General features: G+C 74.2%; 3 protein-coding genes. All 3 read right to left on the bottom strand.

The window, feature by feature from the left end:
• A partial coding sequence (locus ABT001_RS34515; RefSeq protein ID WP_502967577.1) for a type I polyketide synthase occupies nt 1–2,045 on the bottom strand: 2,045 nt, incomplete at its 3' end.
• A gap of 44 nt (nt 2,046–2,089) precedes the next feature.
• A complete protein-coding gene (locus tag ABT001_RS34510) occupies nt 2,090–6,787 on the bottom strand; it encodes a type I polyketide synthase (protein WP_351285513.1) in 4,698 nt (1,565 codons plus the stop codon).
• A gap of 17 nt (nt 6,788–6,804) precedes the next feature.
• The coding region (locus ABT001_RS34505) for a type I polyketide synthase (protein WP_502967576.1) at nt 6,805–18,229 on the bottom strand (11,425 nt) is incomplete at its 5' end.

Raw genomic sequence — 18,229 nt, 5'->3', positions numbered from 1 at the left:
TCCGGCAACTCCAGCTCACCCTCGCCCGCCTCCACCGCGAGCATGGCTCCGCCCTCCGGCAGCGCGTCCATCAACCGCGCCCGCGCCGAGACCAGGCTTCCCGCGTCCTCCAGCGACAGCACTCCCGCGGCGTGCGCGGCCGCCACCTCGCCCACCGAGTGGCCGATCAGGAAGCGGGGGGCCGCCCCCCAGGACTCAGCGAGCCGGAAGAGCGCGACCTCCAGGGCGAACAGGGCGCGTTGGGTGTTGCCGGTACGGTCCAACGCCTCCTGGTCCTCGAAAACCTCCGCGTCCAGCCCCACCGCCCGGCACGCCTCCTCGAAGGCCGCCGCGAACACCGGGAACGTGGTCCGGAGCCCGCGCCCCATCCCCGCCCACTGCGACCCCTGCCCCGTGAAGAGAAAGGCCAGCTTGCCGGGCCTGGCATCGCCGGTCACGACGTCGGGGCCGGGTGCGCCCCCGGCCAGCGAGCGCAGGCCTGCGAGCAGTTCGTCGGGGTCGGCGCCCAGGACGACGGCGCGGTGGTCCAGGGCGGCCCGGGTGGTGGCCAGCGAGACGGCGAGGTCGGCCGGATCCAGGTCGGGCCGGGGCGCGAGGTGGTCGAGCAGCCGCTCGGCCTGGGCACGCAGCGACCGGGCGTCGCGCCCCGAGAGCGTCCACGGGACGACGGACGGCGCTGTGCCCCGTACCCGGTCCGCGGTCTCTTCCGCCGGGGGGCCCTCCAGGATCACGTGCGCGTTGGTGCCGCTCACCCCGAACGAGGAGACGCCCGCCCGGCGCGGCCTGTCCGCCTCGGGCCAGGGACGGTTCCCGGTGAGCAGTTCGACCCCACCGGCGGACCAGTCGACGTGCGGACTGGGTGCGTCGACGTGGAGGGTGCTGGGGAGCACGCCGTGCCGTATCGCCTGCACCATCTTGATCACCCCGGCCACGCCCGACGCGGCCTGTGTGTGCCCGATGTTGGACTTCAGCGAGCCCAGCCACAGGGGTTCGTCGCGGTCCCGCCCGTAGGTGGCCAGCAGCGCCTGTGCCTCGATCGGGTCGCCGAGGGTCGTGCCCGTGCCGTGCCCCTCGACGGCGTCCACCTCTGCGGCGGAGAGCCGCGCGGAGGCCAGTGCGTCCAGGATGACGCGTCGCTGGGAGGGGCCGTTGGGCGCGGTGAGCCCGTTGGACGCGCCGTCGGAGTTCACGGCGGAGCCGCGCATCAGGGCCAGCACCCGGTGACCGTTGCGGCGGGCGTCGGACAGCCGCTCCACCAGGAGCATGCCGACGCCCTCCGACCAGCCCGTGCCGTCGGCGGCCGCCGCGAACGCCTTGCAGCGGCCGTCCCTGGCCAGGCCCCGCTGCCTGCTGAACTCGACGAAGGCGGCAGGGGTGGCGATCACGGTCACGCCGCCGGCCAGCGCCATGGAGCACTCGCCGGCGCGCAGCGCGCGGGCCGCCAGGTGCAGCGCCACCAGGGACGAGGAGCAGGCGGTGTCCACGGTGACCGCGGGCCCCTCGAAGCCGAAGCTGTAGGCGACGCGGCCGGAGAGCACGCTCGTCGCGGTGCCGGTCAGGGCGTAGCCCGCCGCCTCCGCCGCGACGGGGACTCCGGTGCCGTAGCCGGAGGTCGCGGCACCGACGTACACGCCGACAGGGCTGCCCTTGACGGTCTGCGGGTCGATCCCGGCCCGTTCGAGCGCCTCCCAGGAGGCCTCCAGGACCAAGCGTTGCTGCGGGTCCATCGCGGCGGCCTCGCGGGGCGAGATGCCGAAGAAGTCCGCGTCGAAGTCTCCCCCGTCGTGGACGAATCCGCCCTGCCGGGAGTACGAGGTGCCCTCGCCCCGGGAGTCCGGGTCGTAGAGGGAGCCGAGGTCCCAGCCGCGGTCGGCCGGGAATTCGCTGATGCCGTCGCCTCCGGCGGCGACCAGGTCCCAGAGCGACTCGGGCGAGTCGATCCCGCCGGGCAGTCGGCAGGCCATGCCCACGATGGCGATCGGCTCGTGCTCGGCGACGGTCAGTTCCTTGTTGCGGGTCCTGAGCCGTTCGTTCTCCTTGACCAGCGTGCGCAGGGCTTCGACGTAACGCTCGTCGGACGCTGCCATGGTCAGTACTCCCCGTCGTTGGCGGCGACGAGTCTCAGCAGAGCCTCGCCGTCCAGTTCGTCCACCGCGTGCGCGGTCGGTGTCCCCGTGTCGTCGGTCTTCTCGCCCGCCAGCCGCAGCAGGGTGTCGATCAGCCCTGCTTCCCGGAGCCGGGCCGTGGGCACGGTGCTCAGGACGGCGCGCAGGCGCTGTTCCTCGTCGGCGTCGGCCGTGTCGCTCTCGCCGGCGCCGGTCTCCTCCAGGAGGTGTTCGGCGAGTTCGGCGGGCGTCGGGTAGTCGAAGACGACCGTGGCGGTCAGCGGCAGGCCGCTGACGGCGTTGAGCCGGTTGCGCATCTCCACGGCGGTGAGCGAGTCGAACCCGAGGTCCCGGAAGGACAGGTCGGGTTCCACGTCGCCGGCGTGTGCGTGGCCGAGCACCAGAGCGGTCTGTTCACGCACCATGTCCAGCACCGCGTCGGGTCGTTCGGACGGGGGCAGGGCCAGGAGACGGGCGCGCAGGTCTCCGGGCCCCTCGGTCTCCTCGGCCGTACCCGGTTCCGAACGGTCGCCGACCAGCTCGGCCAGCAGGTGGCTGGGCCGGGCGGACGCGAAGGCGCGTGCGAACACCGGCCAGTCGACCCCGGCGACGGTCACCAGGGGTGTGGTGTCCGCCACCGCTTCGGCCATCGCGGCGATCGCCACGTCCGGATCCATCACGAGGACCCCCCGGCGGGCGAGTTCGGCGTCCGCGCCCTCGGCCATGCCTGCGCCCCGCCAGGCACCCCAGGCCACGCAGGTCGCGGGCGCCCCACGGGCGGCACGGCGCAGCGCCAGGGCTTCGAGCCGTGCGTTGGCGGCGGCGTAGGCGGCCTGTGCCGCGCCTCCCCAGGTGGCGGCGACCGAGCCGAACAGTACGAACGCGTCGAGGTCCCCGCAGAGCGCGTCGAGGTGTTCGGCGCCGTCGGCCTTGCCCGCCCGGGCCGCCGTCAGGTCGTCCTCGGTGAGTTCCGTGAGCCTGCCGAGGCCCCCGACGCCCGCCGCGTGGACCACGGCGGTCGGCGGGTGTGCGGCCAGCAGCGCGGCGACGGCGTCCCGGTCGGCGAAGTCGCAGGCGACGACGGTCGCCCGGGCTCCCGTGTCCGTGAGTTCGGCGACCAGCTCACCGGCTCCTGGTGCGTCGGCGCCGCGCCGGCCGGCCAGGACCAGCCGCTCGGCACCGTTACGGGCCGCCCACCGGGCGATACGGGAGCCGAGCGCGCCGGTCCCACCGGTGATCAGCACCGTGCCCCGGGGACGCCAGGGCGCGGCGGGGACCGAGGGTGCGGCGACCAGTCGGCGGGCGAACGGGAGGTCCCTGAGGGCGACCTGGTCCTCTCCGGTGACGCCGGTGAGGAATGCGGCGAGCGCGGACTCCGCGACGCCGGTCGCGGGCAGGTCGATCAGCCCGCCCCACAGTGCGGGGTGTTCCAGCGCGGCCACCCGGCCCAGCGCCCACAGGGCATGACCGCCCGCGCCGGGGGGCTGTTCGCCCGGGAGCGCGGCGGCACCGCGGGTGGCGCACCACAGACGGGTGTCGGTGCCGTCCAGCGCCTGGATCAGGGCGAGTCCGGTGGCCACCGCGCTCTCCTCCGCCAGCCCGAGCAACGACAGCACGCCCGCCAAGGGGCTTGCCGCGCTGAGCTGCTCGACCATGTCCCGGAGTCCGGTCGAAGGGTCGAGCAGTCGCAGGGACGGGGTCCCACCGCTGCGCCGGATCGCCTCGGCGCACTCGGCGGCGGTCTCCTCGTCCTCGGGGTGCGCGAGGACGAGCCAGCCGCCGATCAGGACCGGATCGGCGGAGGCGGCGACGGGTCGCCACTCCTCCCGGTACCGCAGGCCCCGGGCGCGGGACCGGTCGTGCCAGCCCGCGAGGAGCGGCAGCACGCCGTCGAGTCGCCGCCGGTCCTCGTCGCGGTCCACGCCGAGCAGTCCGGCGAGGGCGTCCGGGTCACCTGTGCGGACGGCGGACCAGAACGGGTCGTCGGAGCGCTCCCCCGCACCGGGTGCGCCCGTGGCGGGGCCTGGCAGCGGCCAGTACCTCCGGTGCTGGAACGCGTAGGTCGGCAGGTCGACGGGGCTGCCGCCCAGACAGGCGAACACCTCGTGCCAGTCGATGTCGGCACCGTCGGCGTGCACGGCCGCGACGGCGGAGAGCAGGGCCCGTACGTCGTCACCGCCCGCGCGCTGGACGGGCACGAGGACCACCTCGGCGGCGGGCAGGCTGTGCGCCGCCTGCGCGGCCAGCACACCGTCGGGGCCCAGTTCCACGAAGCGCGTGCCCCCTTCCTCGTACGCCCGCCGCACGGCGTCCGCGAAGCGGACGGGCTCGCGGACCTGGCGTACCCAGTACTCCGGGGTGTCCATCGCCCCCGAGGCGGTCGGAATGACACGGATCGTCGGGGTGTGGTAGGTCAACGACCCGGCCACCGAGCCGAACGCGTCGAGCATCGGCTCCATGAGGCGCGAGTGGAACGCGTGCGAGACCGACAACCGCTTGACCTGCCGCCCCTCCGCACGTAGTCGCTCCTCCAGCGTGCCGATCGCGTCGGCGGTGCCGGACACCGTGAGCGAGGCGGGGCCGTTGACCGCGGCCAGGTCGATCCCTTCGGGCAGGTCGAGCTCACCTTCCGCCGCCCCGACAGCCAGCATCGCCCCACCCGCAGGCAGTTCCTCCATCAACCGCGCCCGGGCGGCGACGAGTCGGCACGCGTCGTCCAGTGACAGCACGCCCGCCGCGTGCGCCGCCGCCACCTCGCCCACGGAGTGGCCGACCAGCACGTCGGGCACGACGCCCCAGGACTCCATCAGCCGGAACAGCGCCACCTCCACCGCGAACAGGGCGCGTTGGGTGTTGCCGGTACGGTCCAGCGCCCCTTGGTCCTCGAACACCGCACCGTCCAGGCCCACCGCCCGGCACGTCTCCTCGAAGGCCGCCGCGAACACCGGGAACACCCGGAGCCCCTGCCCCATCCCGGCCCACTGCGCCCCCTGTCCCGTGAACAGGAACGCCGTGCCGCCGCCGCGCGCCTTCCCGGTGACCACGTGGCGCGAAGGCTCACCGGCGGCCAGGGCGCGCAGCCCGGCCTCCAGTTCCTCGCGGTCCGCGGCGACGACGACGGCACGATGGTCGAGAGCGGCCCGGGCGGTGGCCGACGAGTAGGCCAGGTCCGCCGGTTCGTGGCGGTCGGACGCCGCCAACAGGCGGGCGGCCTGGGCCCGTAGCGCCGGGGCCGTCCGGCCCGCGAGCGGGAAGGGCCTGGGCCCTGGCCGAACGGGCCGCGGCTCGGCGGTCTCCTGGGTGGGCGCCTGCTCGACGATGACGTGGGCGTTGGTGCCGCTGACGCCGAAGGAGGAGACGCCCGCCCGGCGCGGACGGCCGGTCTCCGGCCATGCACGTGTCGCGGTCAGCAGCTCCACCGCGCCCGCCGACCAGTCCACCTGGGGTGTCGGCGCGTCGACGTGCAGCGTCGCCGGGAGCAGGCCCCGGCGGACGGCCTCCACCATCTTGATCACACCGGCGACTCCGGCGGCGGCCTGGGTGTGCCCGATGTTGGACTTGAGCGTGCCCAGATACAAGGGCTCCGCACGATCCTGGCCGTAGGCGGCGAGGAGAGCCTGCGCTTCGACGGGGTCACCGAGACGGGTGCCGGTGCCGTGCGCCTCCACGGCGTCGACCTCGGCGGGCACCAGTGCGGCCCCGGCCAGGGCCGCACGGATGACGCGCTGCTGGGCGGGGCCGTTGGGGGCGGTGAGACCGCTGGAGGCGCCGTCGGAGTTGACGGCGGAACCCCGGATGACCGCCAGCACCCGGTGCCCGTTGCGGCGGGCGTCGGAGAGCTTCTCCAGGAGCAGTACTCCGGCGCCCTCGCCCCAGCCTGTGCCGTCAGCGGCAGCCGAGAACGCCTTGCAGCGGCCGTCGGCGGCGCTGCCTTCCTCGAAGCCGAAGCCGGCGAACATCATGGGCCCGGACATCACCGTCACGCCGCCGGCCAGGGCGAGCTCGCACTCACCGCCGCGCAGAGCCTGCGCGGCGAGGTGCAGGGTGACCAGCGACGACGAGCAGGCCGTGTCGACGGTGACCGCGGGGCCACGCAGGCCGAAGCTGTAGGCGACACGGCCGGAGAGGACACTGCCGGCGTTGGCTGTGCCCAGGTAGCCGTCGAGTGCGGCGGGATCGACGACGGACGGATAGTCGTGGTACATCACCCCCGCGAAGACGCCGGTGCGTCCCCCGCGCAGCGTGCGGACGTCGATGCCCGCCCGTTCCACCGCCTCCCAGGACACCTCCAGCAGCAGCCGCTGCTGGGGGTCGGTGGCGGCGGCCTCCCGGGGGCTCATGCCGAACAGGGCCGCGTCGAAGTCGCCTGCCCCGTGGACGAATCCGCCGCGCGGTGCGGAGGACACCAGTGCCGGATCCCAGCCACGGTCGGTGGGGAGCGGGCCGAGGGCGTCGGTGCCGGACACGACCAGCTCCCACAGGTCCTCCGGGGAGCGGACGCCGCCGGGGTAGCGGCAGGCCATGCCGATCACCGCGATCGGCTCCCGCGCCTGTTCCTCCAGCTCACGCACGCGGCGGTTGGCGTCGCGCAGCTCGCCGGTGGCCCGCTTCAGGTAGGCGAGCAGCTTTTCCTGCTGGTCCGGGTTCGTCTCGGCCATGATGTGCTGTCCGGGTCCTCTCATGACGTCTCGAACTCGTTTCACGATGTTTCGAACTCGTTGTCCAGCAGGTCGAAGACCTCCTCCGCCGATGCGGAGTCCAGGTCCCCTTCCCGCTCGGTCTGCCTGCCGGACCAGCGGCCCGCGAGGGCCCGCAGCCGGGCCGCGACCCGGGTCCGGCCGTCTTCGTCGGCGTCGATCCGGGCCAGCCCCGCTTCCAGGCGCACCAGTTCGGCCAGCAGCCCGTCGACCTCGGAGACCGGCTCGGGGGCCAGTTCGGTGCGCAGGTGGCGGGCGATGTCGCCGGGCGTCGGGTAGTCGAAGACCAGCGTCGCGGGCAGCCGCAGTCCGGTGGCGGCGGCCAGCCTGTTGCGCAGTTCGACGCCGGTCAGCGAGTCGAGACCGACTTCCAGCAGCCCCCGGTCGGCGTCGACGGCGCCCGGCGAGGCGAAGCCCAGAACGGCGGCCACCTGGCCCCGCACCAGTTCCAGCACGACGCGCCGCTGATCGGCCTCCGGCGCGCCGGTGAGCCTGGCCCGCAGAGCGGCGGGGTCACCGGCGGCGGAGCCGGTCGTGGCCGCACGCCCCTTACGGGGGACCAGGGCCCGCAGCAGCGGCGGGACCGTGGTGCGTCCGCGCAACGCGGCCGGCTGGAACGCCATCGGAACGACGAGCGCCCGGTCGGCGGCGCAGGCCGCGGAGAAGGCCGCCATACCGTCCTCGGTGGCCAGGGCACCCAGGCCGAAGCGCGCCACCCGGCGCACGTCCGCCTCGGTGAGCGTCCCGGTCAGTCCGGTGCGCTCGGCCCATGGTCCCCACGCCAGCGACACGGCGGGCAGTCCGATGCGGCGGCGGTGCGCGGCGAAGGCGTCGAGGAAGACGTTGGCTGCCGCGTAGTTGGCCTGTCCCGCGCCGCCGAGCACACCTGCGGCGGAGGAGAACAGCGCGAAGAGGGTCAGCTCCGTGTCCTGGGTGAGCTCATGGAGGTTGAGTGCTCCGCGCACCTTGGGTGCGAGCACCCGGGCGACGCTCCCGTCCGTCATGCCGGTGAGTACACCGTCGTCCAGGACGGCGGCAGTGTGGATCACGCCCGTCAGCGGGTGGGCCGCGGGGATATCCGCCAGGGTGCGGGCCAGTGCGTCGCGGTCGGCGACGTCACAGGCGGCGACGGTGACCTCCGCACCCAGCTCGGTCAGTTCGGCTGCCAGTTCGGTGGCTCCGGGGGCGTCCGGACCGGTGCGGCTGGTCAGCAGCAGGTGCTTCACCCCGTGGTGTCCCACGAGGTGCCGGGCGAGGGCACTGCCGAGGGTGCCGGTCGCACCGGTGACCAGGACGGTGCCGTCGGTGGCGTACGGCCCCCTGTCCGGCCGGTCGGGCCCGTCCTGTGCTCCGGGCACGGGCATGCGCGCCAGCCGGGGGACCAGGCCCCGTCGGCCGCGTACGGCTATCTCGGTCTCCCCCGCCTCCAGCGCGGCGACGACGGCGGCGTGCAGCAGGATGGGGTCGGGTTCGGCCGCCGGGTCGAGGTCGACCAGCAGGAACCTGCCGGGGTGCTCGGCCTGCGCGGAGCGCACCAGTCCCCGTACGGGGGCGTTGACCAGGTCCGTGAGGTCGTCGTCGGCAGTGGCGACAGCGCCCCGGGTGACCACGGCGAGCGGCTGCCCGGCGTACCGTTCGTCGGCCACCCGGTCCCGGACCAGGGCGAGGGCCCGGATGACGGCCTCCTCCACGGCGCCTGCCGTGTCGGCGACATCGGAGGCGGCGTCGGCGAAGGACACGACGACGACGTCTGCCTCGTCGGGTTCCGTCTCCCCGAACGCCCAGTCCGGACGGCACTCGTTCCCGAGCAGGGCCAGTCGGCCGGGGGCGGGGGCCGGCAGCGGCAGTTCGGTCTCCCAGTCGACCCGCAGCAGTGTGTCGGCCAGGCCGTGCCGGGCTGCGGCGAGCTCCGCTCCCATCGGCCGGGCCACCAGCGCTCCCACACCGCCGAGAGCTGCTCCGGACTCGTCGAAGAGTGCGAGGCCGACGCCTTCGCCGGACTCGGTGAGCCGTACCCGCACCACCGGGGTTCCGGTGGTGCGCAGCGTCACGTCCCGCCACAGGAAGGGGAGTTCGGCCACGCGGGCCGCTTCGGAGCCGGAGTCGTCGCGCAGGTGGCGCAGAAGACCGATACCGTGCAGGGCGGCGTCGAACAGTGCCGGGTGGAGCGTGAAGCCGTCGCCGGACACGTCCTCGGGGAGCCGCACTTCGGCGAAGAGTTCGTCGTCGCGGTGCCAGGCACCGGTCAGTCCCCGGAAAGCGGGGCCGTAGCTGTAGCCCGCATCGGCGATGCCCTCGTAGAAGCCGTCGAGTCCGACCGGTGCGGCGCCCGGCGGAGGCCAGTCAACAGCTGTGGCCTCAGGGGCGTCATGGACGCGTGCGGCGGGGGCCAGGGTACCGGAGGCGTGCCGGACCCACGGGGCGTCCGGGTCCTCGGCGTCGCGCGAGTGGACGGCCACCTCGCGGCGGCCCTCCTCGCCGGGGGCGCCGACCGTGAGCTGGAGCGCGACGGCGTCGTTCTCGCCGAGCACCAGGGGTGCGCCCAGGGCCAGTTCCTCCAGCACCGGGGTGTCGGCCCGTGTTCCGGCGTGCAGGGCCATCTCGACGAAGGCCGTGCCCGGCAGCAGGACTGTGCCGAGGACGGCGTGGTCGGCGAGCCACGGGTGGGTGCGCAGGGAGATACGCCCGGTGAGCACCGTGCTCGTGCCGTCGGCGAGCGTCAGCGCGGCACTCAGCAGCGGGTGCCCCGTGCCGCCCAGGCCCGCCGCTCCGAGATCGCCGGTTCCCGAGGGGGCGAACTCCGGCCAGTAACGCTGCCGTTGGAAGGGATACACCGGCAGCTGCACGGTGCGTACCGGGAGTCCGGCGAGGGGAGTGGCAAGGTCTCCCGCGCCGCTGTGGACGTGGAGTTCGGCGACGGACAGCAGGAAGCGTTCCATGCCGCCCTCGTCGCGCCGGAGCGTGCCGAGCACCACGACGTCGCCGGGGTCGAGTCCGGCGACGTCGTCGAGGATCTCGCCGAGAGCGGGAGCGAGCACCGGGTGCGGGCCGATCTCCACCAGGAACCTGGCACCCTGGTCCACCAGGCCGCGGACGCCGCGGTCCAGGTCGACCGGGGTGGTGAGGTTGCGCTGCCAGTAGGCGGCGTCGAGTTGTGCGCCGTCCATCCGTTCGCCGGTGACCGTGGAGTGGAACGGCACGGTGCCCGTGCGGGGTTCGATGTCGGCGAGGAGCCGGGCGAGTTCCTCGGCCATCGGCTCCACCTGTGCGCAGTGGGAGCTGAAGTCCACCCGGATGCGACTCGCCCGGACACCGTCCGCCTTGCAGCCGGAGAGGAACTCGTCCAGTGCCTCGCGCTCCCCGGAGACGACGGTCGACTCGGGGCCGTTGATCCCGGCGAGGGAGAGGCGTGCGCCCCAGGGATCGAGGAGGGCGCGGGTCCGGTCGGCGGGGAGGGCCACGGAGGCCATGCCACCGGTTCCCGCGATCGGGAGGAGCACCTTGCCGCGCAGGGCGATGACCCGGGCGGCGTCGGCGCGGGAGAGCGCACCGGCGATGTAGGCGGCGGGTACCTCGCCCTGCGAGTGGCCGAGGACCATGTCGGGTTCGACCCCGTGGGCCCTCCAGAGGGCGGCGAGTGCCGCCGCCACGCCGAACAGCGCGGCCTGTGTCACGTCGACCCGGTCCAGCGGCGGGGCGTTCTCGGCTCCGTGCAGTACGTCGATCAGCGACCAGTCGACATGACGTGCGAGCTCCTCGGCGCAGGCGTACAGCTCCGCGGTGAACACCTCGGAGGTTTCCATGAGTTCGAGGGCCATGTCCGCCCACTGGCCGCCCTGGCCGGGCAGGACGAAGGCGACCTTGCCGGGGCGCACGGTCCCCCGCACCAGGTGGGGCGCGGCCTCGCCGCGGGCCAGTGCGGACAGTGCGGCACGTCGGTCGGCGTCGGTGGCGGCGACCACGACGGCGCGGTGCTCGAAGAGCGCGCGGGTGGCCGCCAGCGAGTGGGCGAGGTCGGCGGGGTGGACCCCGGGTTCGGCGTCGAGCCGGTCGAGGATCCGGCGGGCCTGTGCGCGCAGGGCGTCGGCGCTGCGGCCGGACAGCGTCCAGGGCGCCGTCACGCCGTCGAGGTCCGGGGCGCGGTCGGCGGCCGGGGCCGGGTCGGGTTCCGGTACGTACTGCTCCAGGACGAGGTGGGCATTGGTGCCGCTGCCGCCGAACGAGGAGACGCCGGCCCGTCGGGGGCGGCCTTCGATCTCCGGCCAGGGGGTGGTCTCCGTGAGGAGTTCGACGGAGCCTGTGGACCAGTCGACGTGCGGGGTGGGCGCGTCGATGTGCAGCGTGCGGGGCAGGACTCCCTCGCGCAGGGCCATGACCGTCTTGATGACTCCGGCCACACCGGACGCCGACTGGGTGTGCCCGATGTTGGACTTCACCGAGCCGAGCCACAGCGGTCGGCCTTCGGGGCGGTCCTGGCCGTAGGTGGCCAGCACCGACTGGGCCTCGATGGGGTCGCCGAGTGTGGTGCCGGTTCCGTGCGCCTCGACGGCGTCGACGTCGGCGGCCGTCAGCCGGGAGTTGGCCAGCGCCTGGCGGATCACCTTCTGCTGGGCGGGGCCGCTCGGGGCGGTCAGACCGTTGGAGGCGCCGTCCTGGTTGGTGGCGGTGCCGCGGATGAGGGCGAGGACCGGGTGGCCGTTGCGCAGGGCGTCGGAGAGTCGCTCGACGAGGATCATTCCGACGCCCTCGCCCCATCCGGTGCCGTCGGCGGCGGCCGCGAACGGCTTGCACCGGCCGTCGGCGGCGAGGCCGCGCTGACGGCTGAACTCGGTGAAGGAGGTGGGGGTGGCGAGGACGGCCACGCCACCGGCGACGGCCATGTCGCATTCGTTCTGCCGCAGGGCCTGGCAGGCGAGATGGATGGCCACGGCGGAGGAGGAGCAGGCGGTGTCGACCGTGGCGGCGGGCCCTTCCAGACCGAAGGTGTAGGAGATGCGGCCGGACGCGGCCGCGGTGCCGGTGCCGGCGAGGAAGAATCCCTCCGACTCGCCGCCGGTCTGCGGTGTGCCGAGCCCGTAGCCGACGAACGAGGTGCCGACGTAGACGCCGGTGGAGCTGCCCCGCATGGTCGACGGGTCGATCCCGGCGCGTTCGAACGTCTCGTAGGTGGCTTCCAGCAGGAGTCGCTGCTGCGGGTCGGTGGCGATCGCCTCGCGGGGGCTGATGCCGAACAGACCCGCGTCGAAGTGGGAGGCGTCCTGGAGGAAGCCGCCCTCGCGGACGTATGAGGTGCCGGGGTGGTCCGGGTCGGGGTGGTAGAGGTTGTCGAGGTCCCAGCCCCGGTCCGTGGGGAAGGGGCCGAGGGCGTCGGTGCCTTCCATCACCAGTCGCCACAGGTCCTCCGGCGAGTCGACGCCACCGGCGTAGCGGCAGCTCATGCCGACCACGGCGAGTGGCTCGTCCTGGACGGCGGCGCCGGCACGGGCAGCGGCCACGTCGTCACCCCTGGCCTGTTCGCCGAGCACCTCGGAGAGGAGGTGGGCCGTGAGATCGGCGGGGGTCGGGTGGTCGAACACCAGGGTCGGGGGCAGTGAGCGGCCGGTGGCACCCTGGAGGCGGTTGCGCACCTCGACCGCCATCAGCGAGTCGAACCCGAGGTCGCGGAACGCTCGGTCGGCGTCGATCACGGCGGGGTCGGCGTACCCGAGCGCGGCCGCGGCGTGCTCCCGCACCAGGGCGAGCACGAAGTCGGCCCGCCGGGGCTCGGTCAGGGCGAGCAGGGTGTCACGCAGTTCGTCCTCGTCGCCGGGCCGGTCGTCGGTGGCGGCGGGCTCGGCGAGCGCCGCCCGTGCCTCGGGGACGTCCGTGATCAGCGGGCGGGGGCGGGCGGCGGAGTAGCCGGGGGCGAAGCGTGCCCAGTCGATGTCGGCGACGGTCAGGCAGGTCTCGTCGGCGTCGAGGGCCTGCTGGAGCGCGTCGAGGGCGAGTCGCGGTTCCATGGCGTGAAGTCCGCGGCGGCCCAGCTGGGCCGCGGCTTCCCGGTCGTCGGCCATGCCGGATCCGGCCCAGCCGCCCCAGGCGACGGCCGTGGCGGTCAGGCCGCGGGCGCGGCGGTCCTGGGCCAGGGCGTCCAGTACGGCGTTGCCTGCCGCGTAGGCGGCCTGGCCGGCGCCGCCCCAGATCCCCGCACCGGAGGAGAACAGTACGAACGCGTCGACCTCGCCGACCAGTTCGTCCAGGTGCCGGGCGCCCTCCGTCTTGGCGGCGACCACAGCGGCGAGTTCGTCCTCGTCGCAGTCGGCGAGCGCGGTGGCCTGCGGCACACCGGCGGCGTGGATCACCGTGTCGACGGGGTGCTCGGCGAGCAGCGCGGCGACGGCGTCCCGGTCGGTGACGTCACAGGCGGCGACGACCGTCTCGACGCCCAGGGCGGTGAGTTCGGCGACGAGTTCGCCCGCTCCGGGGGCGGCGGACCCGCGACGGCCGGTGAGGACGAGCTTGCGGGCTCCCTGCTCAGCCATGCGGTGGGCGAGGTGGCGTCCGATGCCGCCGGTGCCGCCGGTGATCAGCACCGTGCCGCCGGGCTGCCACGACCTGACCGGTGTGCTCTCCTCCGCCCGGACCATGCGGCGTGCGAAGACTCCGGCGGGGCGGACGGCCAGTTGGTCCTCCTGCGCGATTTCGCCCGCGCCCTCGGCATCCCGGGCGAGGAGCCGCACCAGACGGGTCAGGACCTTGTCGTCGGGGTGCTCCGGGAGGTCCACCAGGCCGCCCCAGCAGTCGGGCCGCTCCAGCCCCGCCACCAGGCCCAGGCCCCAGGTGGCGGCCTGGGCGACGTCCCGGATCCGGTCGACGCGGCCCACCGACACGGCACCGCTGGTGACCAGGTGCAGCGGGACGGCGGCCTCGCGGGCCAGGACGGTGCGCAGCAGACCGAGGTTCTGTACGGCACCGATACTGACGCCGGTGTGGTGGGGGTGCGGCCGGGAGTCCAGGGCCAGCAGCGAGATCGCGCCGGACAACGGCAGGTCCTCGGGAAGTCCGCCGGGTGACACGAGGTGGGCCTCGCCGCCTGCGGCGTCGATCAACCCGGCGAGCCGGTGGGCCAGTTCCCGCTGCTCCACTTCCGCGACCACGGCCCAGGCCCCGGTGAGCACGGGCCGGCCCCGGCCGGTGTCGACGGGCGTCCAGGTCACCCGGTAGCGCCATCCGTCCACCGTGGACCGGTCGTGCGAGCGCCTCCGCCATGCGGCCAGTGCGGGCAGCGCGGGGGCGAGGGCGTCGGTGCCGAGGGACTCGGTGAGGGCGTCGACGTCGCCGCCCTCCACCGCGGCCCAGAACCGGCCCTCCTCGGCCGTGCCGCCTCCGGCGTGGCCGGGCTCCTCGGGGGCGGGCTGCCACCAGTAGCTGTCCCGCTCGAAGGGGTACGTGGGCAGGTCGACGGCAGTGCCGCGGGACGGCCAGGCGGGTTCCACCCCCCGGGTGAACGCCTCGGCGAGCGAGAGGGAGAACCTCTCGTTTCCGCCCTCCTCGCGGCGCAGCGAGGTGAGGATCACGGGTGCGGGCGCCCCGGCGTCCTCGGCGGTCTCCTGGACGGCCGCGCCCAGCGCCGGGTGCGGGCTGCACTCGACGAAGACGCCGAAGCCGTCCGCGAGCAGGGCACGGGTGGCCGGCGCGAACTGCACGGTCTGCCGCATGTTGCGGTACCAGTACTCGGCGTCCATGGAGCCGGTGTCGAGCCGTGTGCCGGTGACCGTGGAGTACACGGGGATGCGGGAAGCACGCGGCCGGACCGGTGCCAGCACCTCGAGGGCCTCGGCGCGCAACGGGTCGACCACGGCTGAGTGGGCCGCTCCCTTGATCCGTAGCTTGCGGAAGCGGACACCCGTCGACTCCAGGTCCGCCAGGAACTCGTCGAGGGGCTTCTCGTCACCGGCGACGGAGACGGACTGCACCCCGTTCACCGCGGCGATGCCGAGCGCACCGCCCCAGCGTTCGAGCCTGGTCTCGACCTCCTGCGCTGGAAGCGAGACGGAGGCCATCGCCCCCTGGCCGACCACCTGGGACAGCAGGCGGCTGCGGTGCGTGACGACGAGTGCGGCGTCCTCGATGGTGAGCGCTCCGGCGAGGTACGCGGCTGCCACCTCGCCCTGCGAGTGGCCGACCACCGCCTCGGGCTCGACGCCGTGCTCACGCCACAGCTCCGCGAGGGCCACCATCATCGCGAACAGCACGGGCTGCACGACCTCGACCCGGTTGAGGTGCCGGCCGTCGGTCACTCCGCGGACCGCGTCCTCCACGGACCAGTCGACGTGCTCCTCCAGAGCCCTGGCACAGGCGCGCAGTGTGTCCCTGAAGGTCGCTGACTCGTCCAGCAGACGGTCTCCCATGCCGAGCCACTGCGAGCCCTGCCCGGGCAGGACGAACGCGACGCGGCCGGTGCGCCCGCCCGTCCCGGTCACCAGCCCCGGTACGGGGACGCCTTCGGCGAGCGCGGTGAGCTGTTCGCGGTGGTCGGGGCCTAGGAGGACGGCGCGGTGGTCGAACCGCGAACGGGTGGCGGCCAGGGAGTGCGCCACGTCGTGGTCGGCGAGGGCGGGTCGGGAATCGAGGTGACCGTCCAGGCGCCGCGCCTGTTCGCGCAGCGCGTTCCTGGTGCGGGCGGAGAGCAGCCAGGGCAGCTCGGGGCGCGTGGCGGGGGCCGGTTCGGCGGACGGAGCCTCGGGGGTCTGCGGGGAGCCTTGCTCCAGGGTCGGGGGAACCTGCTCCAGGATGGTGTGGGCGTTGGTGCCGCTCATGCCGAACGAGGAGACGGCGACCCGGCGCGGGCGTCCGGACTGCGACCAGTCGACCTGCTCGGTGAGCAGGCGCACGCCACTGCCGTCCCAGTCGACGTGGTCCGTGGGCTCGGTGATGTGCAGGGAGCGGGGCAGGACGCCGTGGCGCAGGGCCATCACCATCTTGATGATCCCGGCGACGCCCGCGGCCGACTGGGTGTGCCCGATGTTGGACTTCACGGATCCCAGCCAGAGCGGCCGGTCCTCGTCGCGGCCGCGCCCGTACGTGGCCATCAGAGCCTGCGCCTCGATGGGGTCGCCCAGTTCGGTGCCGGTGCCGTGCGCCTCGACGGCGTCGATGTCGCCGGTGTCCAGGCCCGCGTCGGCGAGCGCGGCACGGATGACCCGTTGCTGCGCGGGGCCGTTGGGTGCGGTGAGCCCGTTGGAGGCGCCGTCCTGGTTGACGGCGGAGCCGCGTACGACCGCCAGTACCCGGTGGCCCTTGCGGCGGGCGTCGGAGAGCCGCTCGACGAGGAGCGTGCCGACGCCTTCGCCCCAGCCGGTTCCCTCGGCGTCGGAGGAGAACGCGCGGCAGCGGCCACCGGGGGCGAGCGCGCCGCCCTGTGCGGCGTCGGCGAACATGCTGGGCGTGGTCATGATGGTGGCGCCGCCCACGAGTGCCATGGTGCATTCGCCGCTGCGCAGCGCGCCGATGGCGAGGTGGAGTGCCACCAGGGAGGACGAACAGGCGGTGTCGACGGTGACGGCGGGGCCCTCGAGGCCGAAGGCGTAGGCGAGGCGCCCGGAGATGACGCTCGTGGCGGTGCCGGTGAGGATGTGCGGACGGGATCCCTCGGGGACGTCGAAGCGCCCGATGCCGTATCCGGAGGTGGCCGTGCCGATGTAGACGCCGGTGGAACTGCCACGCAGCAGTGCCGGGTCGACGCCGGCGCGTTCGAAGGCTTCCCAGGAGGTTTCCAGGAGGAGCCGCTGCTGCGGGTCCATGGCAAGCGCTTCACGGGGCGAGATGCCGAAGAACGCCGGGTCGAACCGGCTCGCCTCGTAGAGGAAGCCGCCCTCGAAAGCGTGCCGGGCATCGGGCCCGTCGCTTTCGCCGTAGATGTTGTCGAGGTCCCAGGCGCGGTCGGTGGGGAAGCCCGCGACGGCGTCGACCTCGTCGGCGACGATCTGCCACAGAGCCTCCGGGGTGTCCGCGCCGCCGGGGAAGCGGCAGGCCATTCCCACGATCGCGACCAGGTCGTCGTCGGCGGCGGCGCCCCTGACGGGTCCGGCCGGTACGGGGGCGGGGAGATCGCCGAGGATCTCCGTCACCAGGTGGGCGGCGAGGGCCTCGGGGGTGGGGTGGTCGAATACCAGGGTCGCCGGGGATCTGTGGCCGGTCGCCCGGCTGATGCGGTTGCGCAGTTCCACGGAGGTCAGGGAGTCGAAGCCGAGGTCCTTGAAGGACCGTGACGGACCGACGGCGGCCGCTGAGGCGAAGCCGAGCACGGCGGCGACCTGGCTGTTGACGAGGTCGAGCAGGGTGCGCAGCCGGTCGTCGTCGGACAGCGGCCGCAGTCGCTCCGTGAAGTCGCCCGACGGGTCGGACCGGTCGGCGAGACGTCGCGCGGGGCGGACGAGACCGTGCAGCAGCGGGGGCAGCTCGGTCGGCGAGGCCGCGAGCCGGGCGGTGTCCAGCACCACGGGCAGCAGGGCCGGTCCCGGCAGCGCAAGGGCGGAGTCGAGCAGGGCGAGGCCGCGCTCGGGGCTCAGCGGCGGGAATCCGGAACGGCTGATGCGGGTGGCCTCGGCCTCGGTGAGGCCGTCGGCCATGCCTCCGACGCCGGACCACGGGCCCCAGGCCAGGGAGAGCGCGGGCAGGCCGCGGGCCTGCCGGTGGTGGGCGAGGGCGTCGAGGTAGGCGTTGGCTGCGGCGTAGTTGCCCTGCCCGGGACTGCCGAAGGTGCCGGACATCGACGAGTACGTGACGAACGCGGCCAGATCGTTCCCGGCAGTCAGCTCGTGCAGTGCGGCGGCCGCGGTCTTGGGGGCGAGGACGGCGGACAGCCGGTCCTCGGTGAGCGACTCGACCAGGCCGTCGTCCAGGACGCCGGCCGTGTGGACGACAGCCGTGAGCGGATGTTGCTCCGGTACGCCGGCGAGCAGCGCGGCGAGCGCGGCGGGATCCGTGACGTCGCAGGCCGCGACGGTCACCTGCGCGCCGAGCGCGGTCAGTTCGGCGACGAGGTCGGTGGCGCCCGTGGCTTCAGCACCGCGCCGTCCGGCCAGCAGCAGTCTGCGCGCCCCGTGTTCGGTGATCAGCCGCCGGGCCGCCAGCGCGCCGAGGGCGCCGGTGCCGCCGGTGATCAGTACGGTCCCCTCCGGGTCCAGGGAACGGGGCACGGTCAGGACGACTTTGCCGATGTGCCGGGCCTGGCTCATGAAACGGAACGCGTCCGGAGCCTGCCGCACATCGAACGTACGGACCGGAGGCAACGACAGCACACCCGCCGAGAACAGACCCATCACCTCACCCAGAATCTCCCCGATACGCCCAGGACCCGCCTCCGAAAGATCAAACGCCCGATACGAACAATCCCCCAACGACCCCGCCTCCCGCAGATCCGCCTTCCCCATCTCCACGAACCGC

The organism is Streptomyces sp. NPDC002793, from assembly GCF_040295485.1.
Classification (GTDB): Bacteria; Actinomycetota; Actinomycetes; order Streptomycetales; family Streptomycetaceae; genus Streptomyces.
Note: the sequence above shows the minus strand (reverse complement) of the source record. Positions and strands in the feature narration are given on the sequence as shown.